13 protein-coding genes are annotated in these 13,019 nt (G+C 36.8%); 10 read left to right on the forward strand and 3 right to left on the reverse strand.

Translation table 11 applies throughout. The features are described 5' to 3' along the window. The first annotated feature begins 324 nt into the window (after nucleotides 1-324). Nucleotides 325-1,815 (forward strand): peptide MFS transporter, encoded by a 1,491-nt coding sequence (locus ACFX4G_RS05560; RefSeq protein WP_016763874.1) that lies wholly within the window; start codon nucleotides 325-327, stop codon nucleotides 1,813-1,815. Between the two features lie 27 nt (nucleotides 1,816-1,842). On the opposite strand, the gene ACFX4G_RS05565 is transcribed toward ACFX4G_RS05560, so the two are convergent. Then, complete coding sequence (locus ACFX4G_RS05565; RefSeq protein WP_013056760.1) at nucleotides 1,843-2,247, reverse strand: hypothetical protein; 405 nt, start codon at nucleotides 2,245-2,247, stop codon at nucleotides 1,843-1,845. 494 nt (nucleotides 2,248-2,741) lie between these two features. Between ACFX4G_RS05565 and ACFX4G_RS05570 the strand changes: the two genes are divergently transcribed. After that, nucleotides 2,742-4,451 (forward strand): NAD-dependent malic enzyme, encoded by a 1,710-nt coding sequence (locus tag ACFX4G_RS05570; protein WP_377573220.1) that lies wholly within the window; start codon nucleotides 2,742-2,744, stop codon nucleotides 4,449-4,451. A gap of 143 nt (nucleotides 4,452-4,594) precedes the next feature. Next, on the forward strand, nucleotides 4,595-5,938 hold the full coding sequence (locus tag ACFX4G_RS05575) for a 2-hydroxycarboxylate transporter family protein (RefSeq protein ID WP_377573223.1): 1,344 nt from the start codon (nucleotides 4,595-4,597) through the stop codon (nucleotides 5,936-5,938). 47 nt (nucleotides 5,939-5,985) lie between these two features. Here the strand turns inward: ACFX4G_RS05575 and ACFX4G_RS05580 are convergent, their stop codons facing one another. Further along, nucleotides 5,986-6,807 (reverse strand): Cof-type HAD-IIB family hydrolase, encoded by an 822-nt coding sequence (locus tag ACFX4G_RS05580; protein WP_013082899.1) that lies wholly within the window; start codon nucleotides 6,805-6,807, stop codon nucleotides 5,986-5,988. 226 nt (nucleotides 6,808-7,033) lie between these two features. Continuing rightward, complete coding sequence (locus ACFX4G_RS05585; protein ID WP_377573227.1) at nucleotides 7,034-8,059, reverse strand: LLM class flavin-dependent oxidoreductase; 1,026 nt, start codon at nucleotides 8,057-8,059, stop codon at nucleotides 7,034-7,036. Nucleotides 8,060-8,389: 330 nt separating this feature from the next. Here ACFX4G_RS05585 and ACFX4G_RS05590 point away from each other — a divergent pair, with 330 nt between their 5' ends. From ACFX4G_RS05590 to ACFX4G_RS05620, 7 genes are all read left to right on the forward strand, one after another. Next, nucleotides 8,390-8,920, forward strand: coding sequence for a hypothetical protein (locus tag ACFX4G_RS05590; protein ID WP_162214117.1), 531 nt, complete (start codon nucleotides 8,390-8,392; stop codon nucleotides 8,918-8,920). A 10-nt stretch (nucleotides 8,921-8,930) separates the two neighbouring features. Next, nucleotides 8,931-9,455 carry a GNAT family N-acetyltransferase gene (locus ACFX4G_RS05595; RefSeq protein ID WP_013056766.1) on the forward strand — a complete coding sequence of 175 codons (525 nt, stop codon included), beginning with the start codon at nucleotides 8,931-8,933 and terminating at the stop codon, nucleotides 9,453-9,455. Between the two features lie 26 nt (nucleotides 9,456-9,481). Next, on the forward strand, nucleotides 9,482-9,748 hold the full coding sequence (locus ACFX4G_RS05600; RefSeq protein ID WP_043982088.1) for a glutaredoxin family protein: 267 nt from the start codon (nucleotides 9,482-9,484) through the stop codon (nucleotides 9,746-9,748). 69 nt (nucleotides 9,749-9,817) lie between these two features. Further along, a complete protein-coding gene (locus ACFX4G_RS05605) occupies nucleotides 9,818-10,639 on the forward strand; it encodes an amino acid ABC transporter substrate-binding protein (RefSeq protein WP_377573231.1) in 822 nt (273 codons plus the stop codon). Nucleotides 10,640-10,713: 74 nt separating this feature from the next. Then, the gene (locus ACFX4G_RS05610) at nucleotides 10,714-11,412 is read left to right on the forward strand and encodes an amino acid ABC transporter permease (RefSeq protein WP_043982091.1); all 699 of its coding nucleotides are present in this window, start codon (nucleotides 10,714-10,716) and stop codon (nucleotides 11,410-11,412) included. A 27-nt stretch (nucleotides 11,413-11,439) separates the two neighbouring features. Then, nucleotides 11,440-12,150 carry an amino acid ABC transporter permease gene (locus ACFX4G_RS05615; protein ID WP_025752085.1) on the forward strand — a complete coding sequence of 237 codons (711 nt, stop codon included), beginning with the start codon at nucleotides 11,440-11,442 and terminating at the stop codon, nucleotides 12,148-12,150. Beyond that, on the forward strand, nucleotides 12,147-12,920 hold the full coding sequence (locus tag ACFX4G_RS05620) for an amino acid ABC transporter ATP-binding protein (protein ID WP_340447547.1): 774 nt from the start codon (nucleotides 12,147-12,149) through the stop codon (nucleotides 12,918-12,920). Before ACFX4G_RS05615 ends, ACFX4G_RS05620 begins: the two co-directional genes overlap by 4 nt. Nucleotides 12,921-13,019: the final 99 nt, after the last annotated feature.

Here is a 13,019-nt window from a genome sequence, read left to right on the forward strand (position 1 = left end):
TTTTTAATATAGAGAAAAAATTCCCGAAAAGAAAAATATTATCTGGTTGTATGAAAAGTAGATAATCAGATGCTTTGTAATCAAGGGTTTTGTATAAAAAAAATTTCAAAAAGATATTTCAAGAAAAGAAATCTTGATTTGAAGCTTTTTATAGGTGCAATTTTATAATGAAAAACCGTATTTTATGCACTCATTGTAAAATTCTGATATTGACAGAATCATTTTATAAGAATAAAATTTTCTTGTTTCTATTTTTTTATATCATCATAATTTTTTGACAGTTTTGTCTATGGTGGTTTACGGTTGAAAGAGAGGTTAAGGAATATGTCGGTAGAGAGAGAAAAAGTGTATGAAACAGTTCCTCAAAAAGGATTCTTCGGACATCCTAAAGGGTTATTTACCTTGTTCTTTACAGAATTCTGGGAGCGTTTTTCATACTATGGAATGCGTGCGCTACTTGTATTGTACATGTACGATACAATTGCAAACGGTGGATTAGGAATGGAACAAGGAACCGCTTTAGCGATCTTTTCTATTTATGGTTCCCTTGTTTATATGTCTGGAATTATTGGCGGTTGGATTGCAGACCGCATTTTAGGTACGTCTAATACGGTGTTTTACGGTGGTATATTTATTATGCTCGGCCATCTAGTGCTTGCGTTGCCAGCAGGTGTAACCGCGCTGTTTATTTCAATGTTCTTAATTATTATCGGAACAGGTTTATTAAAACCAAACGTTTCAAGCGTTGTGGGCGATATGTATAGCCCTACTGATAACCGTCGAGATGCTGGATTTAGTATCTTCTATATGGGTGTAAATGCTGGAGCATTTATCGCGCCGCTAGTTGTTTCAACAGTAGGTGAAAAGTATAACTACCACTTAGGTTTTGGAATCGCGGCAGTAGGAATGCTTTTAGGTCTAATCGTATTTATGGCTACACGAGGCAAAAACCTAGGTCGTGCAGGCAGACAAGTTCCAAACCCTTTAAAACCAGAAGAACGTAAAAAAGTTTTTGGTACCATTGCACTTGCTGTAGTTGTACTGGCAATCTTTATTGTACTGACTTCTTTAGCGGGCATTTTAACTGTTGAAGGCGTTATTTTATTTGTAAGTATTTTAGCGATTGTTATTCCTATTATTTACTTTGTTGTTATGTATAAGAGCCCCAAGACAACAGCTGATGAGCGTTCACGCGTATTAGCGTACATTCCTCTTTTTATCTCTGGAGTAATGTTCTGGGCGATTCAAGAGCAGGGATCAACAATTTTAGCAACATATGCAAAAGATCATACGCAGCTAACGTATGGTGGTTTTAAAATTCCAGTTGGCTGGTTCCAATCGTTAAATCCGCTATTCATTATTATATTTGCGCCAGTTTTTGCAGCGGTTTGGGTAAAATTAGGAAACAGACAGCCTTCTACACCAAAGAAGTTTTCGTTAGGACTTTTATTTGCAGGGCTTTCTTTCCTTGTCATGGTTATCCCGGCTAGCATTCATGGAAATGAAACGTTAGCGAGCCCGCTATGGCTAGTGCTAAGCTTCTTCTTAGTTGTAGTTGGAGAGCTTTGTTTATCACCAGTAGGGCTATCAACTACAACAAAACTAGCACCTGCAGCGTTTTCTGCTCAGACGATGAGTTTATGGTTCCTAACAAGCGCAGCGGCGCAGGCAATCAATGCTCAGCTTGTTCAATACTATGAAAACATTTCGCAAGTTGTTTATTTTGCTGCATTGGGCGGAGTGTCGGTCATTTTAGGTGTAATTGTGCTAATGATTTCGCCAAAAATTCAGCGTTTAATGAAAGGTGTTCAATAAGAAAAACCGTCCTTAAGGACGGTTTTTTTATGATTTATTTGAAAAAATATTCATGAAGGAGGCGTAGGTCTGATCGTCCTCACCCTCATAGAACGCAAGATTTAAAAGTCTGTTAAGTTCGTTTGTTGATTTTTCAGTTTCTGCAATAATTTGATGCATATGAGCAATTTTAGACATAGATCCGTTGCCATGAGCATTTTTGATTTGATTTAATGTTAAATGAAGCGATAAGACCTCTCGGCGAAGAGCTTGTCTTAATTCAGAGGAAGCAGGGATAAAAAAGCGTTTATAAAAATAACTCGCTTCTTCAAACACCAATTCTCCATTTTCTAGCTCTTTAGCCGCAATTTCTTTAATCTCTTGATCGTCTAATCGACTGGCCGCTTCTTCGATAAGAAATCCAAAAATAATAGCCGTATCTGGTTTTAACATACAATAACCTCCATTATTATAAAAAAGAACTATGTAGTTAATATGTATAGATAGAAAGGAAGAAATATTCATAGTAATTCATTAATCAGCATAGACAAAAAAATAAAAAATATTCTTTATAGGTAAACTAAAATTATTTCAAAATAAATTTTTTATAATTAAACATTTTTTCCATATTAAAGGATTATTTTGACTTTCAAGAAGAGATGAATAGAATAAAGAGGGTTCTTAGTACCTATATAAAAAGAAAATTGATAAAAGATATTAAATTCAGAAATTTCTACCGCTTTATAACTAAAAAATTGCTCTACTAAAATAGTTGACAGCAGAAATAGATAGGCATAAAATATACTATTGTCAAATGAATTAGCAAGCTATTCATAAAAAGTTAACGGACATTTGAATAATATGAGTAATATTCATATAAGGTATTTACTTAAATCTAACCAACTTGTATGCTTGTCATACAAGTCTACAGAAAGGAAGATAGTCGTATGCGCAACGTATTTTTTGCAGATAATGAAACAATTGAAACGACTTTACGTGGGAAAGAAATTTTAGGAGCTCCAATGCTAAACAAAGGAGTAGCTTTTACAAAAGAAGAGCGTAAAACGTTAGGATTAGAAGGTTTACTTCCTCCAATGACTTTAACTTTAGATGAGCAGGCAAAACGTGCATATGAGCAATTTTTAGCTCAGGCAGATAATCTTGGTAAGAATGTGTATTTAAACGATTTACAGAACCGTAATGCTGTATTATTCTATCGTTTATTGCAAGATCACTTAAAAGAAATGCTTCCAGTTGTTTATACACCAACAGTTGGACAAGCAATCCAAGAATACAGCCACGAATATCGCCGTCCGGGTGGCGTATACTTGTCAATCGATAATGTAGAAGGCATTGAAGAAGCTCTTAAAAATATCGATGCAAATAGTAAAGACATTGATTTAATGGTTATTACAGATTCAGAAAGTATTTTAGGAATTGGTGACTGGGGCGTTGGCGGTATTAATATTGCTATCGGTAAATTAGCCGTATACACAGCTGCAGCAGGAATCGATCCAAGCAGAGTACTTCCAGTTGTTCTTGACGTAGGAACAAACAACGAAAAATTATTAAATGATCCTTTATATATCGGAAACCGTCATGAACGTATCCGCGGTGAGCGCTATGATCATTTCGTAGATCAATTCATTTCAAAATCTCTTGAAATATTCCCTAATGCACTGTTACACTGGGAAGATTTCGGTAATGTAAATGCTCGTAACATTATTAACAAGTACGGAAAAGAAATTCTAACGTTTAATGATGATATCCAAGGAACAGGTGCTGTAACGCTTGCCGCTATTTTCTCAGCAGTTCAAGTGTCTAAAATGCCACTTCGTGACCACCGCGTTTTAATCTTTGGACCGGGTACAGCAGGTATCGGTATTGCAGATCAAGTTCGTGACGCAATGGTATTAGACGGTATTACAGAAGAAGAAGCATACAAAAACTTCTGGGCAGTTGATTTCCGAGGCCTTTTAACAGATGACATGGACGACTTATTAGGTTTCCAAACGCCTTATGCACGAAAAGCAGAAGAAGTGAAGGACTGGAACCGTGAAGAAGACAAAATTTCTCTTCTAGAAGTTGTCAGACAAGTGAAGCCAACAATCTTAATTGGTACGTCTGGTGTAGCAGGCGCGTTCTCAGAAGAAATCGTAAAAGAAATGGCGAAGCATGTGGAACGCCCAGCTATTTTACCAATGTCAAATCCAACTCCGCTTGCGGAAGCTACTCCTGAAAACCTATTAAATTGGACAGAAGGAAAAGCGCTTGTAGCGACTGGAAGTCCGTTTGAACCAGTTAACTACGATGGTGTGGAATATGAAATTGGTCAATCTAATAATGCTTTTGTTTTCCCTGGTCTTGGTCTTGGATCAATCGTGGTAAAAGCAGAAGTTATTACAGACAGCATGTTTGCAGCATGTGCACACGCTGTAGCTCAAATGGTAGACAGCAGCAAGCCGGGTGCTTCATTACTACCACGCGTAGAAGAATTACGTGAAGTATCCTATAACGTTGCTTTAGCGGTTGCTAACGCAGCAATTAAAGATGGCGTTGCAAAAGAAATTCCAACAGATGTTAAAGCGGCAGTAAAAGCAGCAATGTGGGAACCAACATACAAAGAAATTAAAGCTTTAGAAACAGTAAATGCTTAATTTTTAGATAGAAAAAGCACAGCTTCTGAAAAAAGAAGCTGTGCTTTTTTTAGTTACAAAAAGAATTCTTAAGTTACATAACGTATATAGTTTTTTGGAATTTGTGTATGATTCTCTATATTAGAACCACAGGGGGTTATGAGATGAATACAGCACGTAAATTGGAAACGTTTACTAAAGATTCACAGCCTGAAAATAAGGGTTTTTGGAACCGAATCAACAATATTAAAGTAGGAGTTATTCCTCTGCCGCTATACCTTTTACTTGCATTAATTGTATATGGCGCGGCCGTTTACAACGAGCTTCCTCCAGATATGATTGGCGGATTTGCGATTATTATGGTAATGGGAATGCTGCTTGGTGATTTAGGATTAAAAATTCCGATTTTAAAAGATATTGGCGGACCAGCTATTTTATCACTGCTTGTACCTTCCGTATTAGTTTTTTATAATGTTTTAAATCCCGCATCTATGGAAGCGGTAACAACTTTGATGAAAACATCAAACTTTTTATACCTTTATATTTCTTGTTTAGTAGCCGGAAGTATTCTTGGTATGAACCGTAAAGTTTTAATTCAAGGCTTTACACGTATGTTCGTACCGCTTGTATTAGGTACGTTAGCCGCTGTAGCTGCAGGCGTAGCTGTTGGGATGTTATTTGGTTACGGAGCAAAACATACATTTTTCTATATTGTTGTACCAATTATTGGAGGAGGGATTGGTGAAGGTATTTTACCACTTTCACTTGCTTATTCTCAAATTTTAGGTAGTTCAGCAGAATCTTTTGTGTCGCAAATGATTCCAGCTGCTGTTATCGGAAACATCGTTGCTATCGTATGTGCTGGCTTAATGAAGCGTCTAGGAGAGAAAAAGCCAGAATTAACAGGTAATGGAGTTCTTGTGAAGACAAAAGGCGGAGATGGCATCTCAGAAGATACAAATATCAAGAAACCAGTAGATTTTTCGTTAATGGGCGCAGGTCTTTTAATTGCATGTAGTTTCTTTATTTTCGGGGGCTTAGCACATAAGTTTTTAGGAATTCCAGGTCCAGTTTTAATGATCGTAGCGGCAACGCTAGTCAAATGTTTACAAGTAATGCCTGCTAAGATGGAGCAAGGTGCTTACCATATGTACAAATTCATTTCTACGAGCTTAACATGGCCGTTAATGGTGGGGCTAGGGATTTTGTATATTCCTCTTGAAGATGTAGTGAAAATTGTTACACCAGGTTATGTGGTCGTATGTGCAGCAGTTGTTATTGCTATGGTAGCAACGGGTTATTTTGTAGGTAAAATGATGAAAATGCATCCAGTGGATGCTGCAATTGTAACAGGTTGTCACAGTGGTTTAGGAGGTACGGGAGACGTAGCGATTTTATCAGCTTCCAACCGTATGTCACTTATGCCATTTGCTCAAGTAGCAACAAGACTTGGAGGCGCTTCCACTGTTATTTTAGCTACGCTTCTTATGAAACTTTTAGGAGTATAAAATCAAAACAAAAAAGCAGCTCGGTTCGTATGAGCTGCTTTTTTGTCTTATGAAACGCTAACAGGTTTTAAGATAAATTCTTCCACAACTTTTGCCACACCGTCGTTCATGTTTGTATCTGTTACATGGTTGGCTTTTTCTTTAATATCTTCAGGAGCATTTCCCATTGCTACGCCAAGTCCTGCAAATTCAATCATGGCAAGATCATTATAACTGTCGCCAATGGCAATCACTTCATCGCGTGTAATGCCAAGCTGTTGAATTAATAAGTGGAGACTTGTCCCTTTTGTGACGCCTTCTTCTGTAAATTCAAGGAAGTATGGTTTAGAGCGCATTACGCTTAGCTCTCCTTGAAGCTGCTTTTGAAGTTTCTTTTCAACGTGAACCAGCATTTCCGGTTCTGCAAGCATGAGTACTTTTACAACAGGTTCTGTAACGGCATCAGTAAAAGATGAAACAACACGGATCGGCAGACCTGTAATGTCACTTTCAATATCCGTAAATTTATTTTCTACTTCGGTTATAATTTCATCTCCCACGTATGTATGAATTAAAACGCCTTCTTCGCGGCTAATATCGTCGAGACGTGCAACAGTTCTCGGAGACAATGTACTGCTAAATAGCTCTTCATTTGTTAGGCAATTAATGATTTTTGCCCCATTAAACGATAAAATAAAGCTTCCGTACTTTTCTAATTCGAGCTCTTTCGCAATGTGAACCATTCCGTAAGTTGGTCGTCCAGAAGCAAGTACAACTTTCACTCCCGATTCTTGCGCCTTCATTAATGCTTCTTTTGTGCGCGGAGAAATAGTGTGATCATCGCATAATAGTGTATCATCCAAATCTAAAACAATCATTTTGTAAGGCATATTTTTAAATTCCCTTCTTCTACTAGACTCATATCTTCATATGGTACTATAAAAAAACGTTTGATTCAATTTAATGATTTTTTGAAAAAATGAGAGGTATGCGTATACTTTGTTTGAACTCCTCGGAAGTAGATAAAACAATGAAAAACACGAACTAATAATCGATAATTTTGATTATTGGTTCGTGTTTTATTTCTGCTAAAATACTTTTATCTCAGCTTCTGGATTAGTAAGCAGCTAGAGTTTGATTAATTTTCTGCACATCTCCTTCATTGAATGCTTCTTTTAAGAGCGTATAAGATTGCTTTTTTTGTTCGAAATTCTGAATAGCGGTAAGTATGATAAATTCATCAATAGAAAATTCCTGTTTCAAAGCTTGAAGCTTTTGACGAATGGTTTCTTTTGTACCGTATATAACGTTTGCTTCTTTTTCTTCAATTCGATAGCTTTCTTTGGACTGCTGACCAAATTCTTCAGCTTTTTCTTTGGACCCTAATGTAGCGGACTTCCCATTTTGTAAGTATACTTTAAATATTTTTGTGCTGGATGCTAATGCTTTTGCTTCTTCTAAGGTATCCGCTACGATGACGGAAAGGGCAACGACAAGCGAGCGTGCGCGAGATGAAACGTGCTGATTATAGACAGAAATCGCTTCTTCCAGCACTTTTTGATCGCCATTAATAAATTGAGCAAATACATAAGGAAGGTTTAATGAACCCGCAAGCTCTGCGCTTGAAGCACTTGCTCCCAGTAAAAATATATCTGCCGATTTTTCGGGCCTTGGATAGGCTTTTAAACCGTAAAGAGGGTGATCTTCCGGCAGCGTATCGTTTAGGTATTGTTTAAGTTCTATCAGTTTGTCTGTTAAGGACTTAGTGGGCTGAGAGTTTTGTTGCAAGGCTTGAGTAGAATGAGGTAGTCCTCCTGGTGCTCTACCGATTCCAAGATCGATGCGATTTGGAGATAATGAGGCTAAAACATTAAAATTTTCTGCTACTTTATAAGGGCTGTAGTGCTGAAGCATAACACCACCTGAGCCGATACGGATATGATGCGTTTTAGCGAGCAGGTGAGAAATTAACACTTCAGGTGATGATCCTACAACATGTGCAGAATCATGATGCTCCGCTACCCAAAAGCGGTGGTAGCCAAGTTCTTCTGCTAGCTGAGCTAATTGTATAGTATGCTGAAATGCATCTTCAGCACGCTCACCTTCACAACGTGGGCTTTGATCTAAAATACTTAATTTCACTGAAAACACTCCTTAAAGTTGATAAAAAAGGTAAGAATAATTGGGATTAATTTTAGCAAAGGATTTTCCAGATGAAAAGAGTTTTTTTAAAGAAAAATATTTTTTGAAAAATAAGTTGACTTTGCCATTTTGAGGCTATATAGTTGAATCATCAAACAGAAAAGCCGATAAAACAACTTGGATAAATAAGAATTAAGTGAGTATGTTTCAAAGACACTTCACTTCATTCTCCGGTTTTATCAAAGAAACAACAATTAAAGCTGATTGGTCTACCAAAGGCTCCTGAGGAAACTCCAGGAGCCTTTTTGCTATAAAAAGGAGGGGAAGAAAGTGAGCGATGTATGTATTTTATATAACGGAAGCTCTCATAATTATCAACAAATAGCCTTAGTGAAAGATGAGCTAGAAGCTTGCTTAACCTCAAAAGGAGTGCATGCAGAAACTATTTTGTATCATGATGTACACGCTTTGAAGCAGGAAGCGCAGAAGGAAGTAAAGGGATTTATTTCAAAATTGAACCAAGCTAAAAGTATTATCGTTCTGTTATCTGGAGTAAATGAAATATACGTACAGTCTTTTGACCGGCTAACAAAAATATTGCCAAAAGATTTATTGCATGAAAAAATACTTCTGCCAATTCTTATTGGTGAAAATGTGAATTCTTTACTAAAAGCTAAGTATGATTTAAAACTTTTAGCGTCTTTTTTAGGTAGGCCTTATTGGCTCAGCACTCTTTTTCTGCTGCATGAATACGTCTCTTTTACAGGCATCAACAATGCGAATGCCAAAAGTCGTTTAAAGGAAGCTGTGGATGAGCTGATTTATAAAGCCGATCTATCTCTTCAAACATTTATAAAATGAGGTGAAGAAAATGAGTGAATTATTTCGATTAGCAACCGTAGAAGATGCTGAAGAACTGTTGAATTTAACACTTCGAGCATACGAGCCGATTCGAGAGCTAGGAATTAAGTTTCCAGCCGCAACGGCAACGATTGAACTTGTAAAAGAAAACATTCAAAACAGCCGTTGCTACGTGCTGGAAAGTGATAAAAAAATCGTAGCTACGATTACAGCAAGAACGTATAAAGAAATAACGAACTGGCCTTTCTTATGGTGGTTTGCCGTAGATCCTTTGGTTAAAAAGAAAGGAGTAGGTTCTAAACTCTTAACATGGGTTGAAGAAACAATTATTCGGGATCAATTGGGGGAACCTGCCGTTACATTGGCTACTTCTGATCGACATCCGTGGTTGATTCCTATGTATGAAAGGAAAGGGTATGAACGTTTTTTTGAAGTCGATCAAGGAGAAGAAGGAAAAGGTGTATTCTTAAGAAAAATCTTACATCCTGAAAGATACGAGTTAGAAAAGCACAAGGAGTTACAAAAAGCTAATTAATCATTTAAAAGAAAAGAGGAAAAACCATGTCAGCAAAGATTTTATTATGGAATCGAAAAGGTTGTCATCATTGCGAGGAACTAAAAGCATATTTTCATGAGAAAGGATATCAATATGAAAGTATCGATGTAGAAGGAAAAGATTATTTGCGGGATTTACTTGAAATTAAATACGGTATTCGCCATGTACCGGTCGTTGAAATTGGAGACGAGGGGCAGTTTAAAGGAGTAATTGAAAAAGATTATGAACAAATAGAAAAATTGATTGAAGACTATTCACCAATTGTTAAATAGCTGGAACATCTATTTTATTCATTCATTAAAACAATAAATTATTTTGAGACATAGTGAGGGACAAAACACATGAAAAAACTACAGCTGACAGCTATCTTTTTATCACTTCTTTTATTACTAGCCGCTTGCGGAACACCAAATAAAGAAACAGCGGCTAACGCAAGCAAAGACAAAGTACAAAAAATTATTGTAGGAACAGGTACGCAATTTCCGAACATTTGCTTTCTTGACGATAAAGGAAATCTAACAGGGTATGACGTAGAACTTGTTAAAGAAATAGACAAACGTCTTCCAAACTATAAGTTCGAATTTAAGACAATGGATTTTTCTAATTTACTTTTGAGCTTAGAATCGAACAAAATTGATTTAGTAGCCCATCAGATGGAAGTAAATGAAGAGAGAAAACAAAAGTTCCTTTTTAACAAAGAACCTTATAATATCTTTCCGCTACATGTAGTTGTAAACGAAAAAAATACGTCTATTAAATCAATTAAAGATTTGAGCGGTAAAAAGGTAATTGTAGGAGCAACGAGTAATTCTGCTAACTTAATCGATAAGTATAACAAAGAACATGGAAATAAAATTAATATCGTCTATTCAGGCCAAGGATCTGATGATACAAAAACGCAGCTGAAAACAGGGCGTGCGGATGCCACGATTAGTACGCCGTTTGCAGTTGACTTTGTCAATAAACAAGCGGACGCAGAGCAAAAAGTTGTAGGGCCTGCTATTTCAAATTCAAAAGTATATTTTATGCTTCGCAAAGATGAAACAGGTTTACAAAAAGATGTGGATAAAGCGCTAAAAGAAATAAAAGAAGACGGAACATTGACAAAATTAAGTAAAAAAAGGCTGGGAGAAGATTATACAAAAGCAGCTGGAAATAACTAAAGCACTTACTGTGACCCAAGCCTTGAACTTGGGTCCTTTCGCTACCTGTAGAGGGAAACAAAGGAGAGAAAAAGATGGGAAAAGCATTTGATATAGAGCTGATTTTCACCTCTATTCCTCAAGTATTATCTTATTTGCATATTACAATTTGGATTTTGATTGCTTCACTTGTGATTGGCAGTACCTTGGGGTTGTTTATTGCCCTGCCTCGTATTTATAAAGTACCGGTGTTAAGTCAAATAGCAGCAGTTTATATTTCTTTTATGAGGGGAACCCCTATTTTAATTCAATTATTTTTAGTTTTTTACGGGATACCTGCCCTTTTACAATTGATTCATATTGACGTTTCAAGAATGGCTCCGCTTGTATTTGTTATTATCACGTATTCACTGAGCACGGCGGCGTCTTTTTCTGAAATGATGCGCGGTGCCATTAATAGTGTAGATAAAGGGCAAACCGAAGCAGCTTATAGTATAGGAATGAGCGGAAAACAAACGTTCACTCGAATTGTGCTGCCGCAAGCTCTCGTTGTAGCCTTTCCTAACTTTGGAAATCTTGTGATTGGGTCCTTAAAAGATACGTCTTTAGCCTTTACCATTGGTGTGATGGATATGATGGGAAGAGGAGATACCATTATCGCTGCAACGGCTCATGCAGTGGAGGTATATATCGCACTTGCCATTATTTATTATTTGGTGGCGATTATATTAGAGAAATTTTTTGTGAAATCAGAACAGAAGCTGCAAAAACATGATCAGCCTGTTCATGTATAAAACGAGCTTACTAAAAGAGGTGTAAACATGATTATTGATGTACCGTTTATATGGACAGCATTTGTAGAAATTTTAAAGGCATTACCTTTAACACTCCTTATTACCACCGGTCCGTTACTAGGCGGGTTGCTTATTGGTATTGCTGTTGCGGCTGTGAGAATCAATTCAGTAAAAATAATAACGCCAATTGCCAACGTATACGTATCATTTTTCCGAGGAACGCCTGCTATTCTTCATATTATGGTTATTTACCTAGGCTTCCCGCTATTTATTAATAAACTATCGAGTTACTATGGATGGGGCTTCAATGCAAACAGCATTCCTATTGTCGTATTTGTATTAATCGCTTTGTCTTTTACAGCGGGAGCTTATATGTCAGAGATTATTCGCTCTGGTTTGTTAGCTGTAGAAAAAGGACAAATTGAGGCCGCGTATGCCATTGGGATGAATCGTTTTCAATCAATGAAACGAATTGTTTTTCCACAGGCGTTTGCTTTGTCTTTACCGAATTTATGTAATATTTTCATCGGCTTTTTGCATACGTCTTCTATCGCATTCATCGTATCGCAAAAAGAGCTAAACGGTGCTGCTAATATCGTAGCTTCGAATAATCTCAAGTTTTTAGAAGCCTATATTGCTGCTGCTCTTATTTATTGGATGCTGACGATGTTAATAGAGGGGATAACAGCGCTGCTTGAACGAAAATTAACTGTGTATAATCGAGGAGGGGTTGTATGATTGTACTAACAAATATAAGAAAAACATTTGGTGATAATACAGTATTGGACGGTATTGATTTAATTGTTAAAAAAGGCGACGTTGTGACCATTTTAGGACCGAGTGGTTCTGGAAAGACTACGTTTTTACGCTGCATTAATTTCTTAGAAAAAGCAGATGAAGGAGAAGTTTCGATTGATCAATTTACGGTTCAGTGCCAAAAGCCAAACCGCAAAGACATTTTAACTCTTCGACAAAAAACAACGATGGTTTTTCAGCAATACAATTTGTTCAAACATAAAACCGTTATTGAAAATATTATGGAGGGGCTAGTTATTGTTCAAAAGCTGCCAAAGGAAGAAGCGAAACAACGCAGTTTAGACGTCCTTGAAAAAGTGGGGCTTGCTGAAAAAGCAAATGCTTATCCAAGTCAGTTATCAGGAGGTCAACAGCAGCGAGTGGGCATTGCTAGAGCGCTTGCTTTAAATCCTGAAGTCATTTTATTTGATGAGCCGACGTCTGCTTTGGACCCTGAACTGGTGGGTGAAGTACTGTCTGTTATTCGTAAAATTGCTGAAGAAGGAATTACAATGATCATTGTTACGCACGAAATGAGTTTTGCCCGTGAAGTTTCTAATCACGTGGTATTTATGGATGGAGGAAAGATTGTCGAACAAGGTCATCCTGAAGACATATTTTTAAATCCAAAAGAAGATCGAACAAAGCAATTTTTCAAGCGTATTAACCCAACGCATTCTCCTTACTCTTATATTTATGAAAAAACAATCTAATATTTTAATCGAAAACCAACTTGACTCATAGGAATAATAAGTATATGATGAAATCATCAAATTAAACAAACCGACTAGATCACTAGAGGTTCTTTGCAC

This window comes from Priestia sp. YIM B13486, from assembly GCF_042787865.1.
GTDB lineage: Bacteria > Bacillota > Bacilli > Bacillales > Bacillaceae_H > Priestia > Priestia megaterium.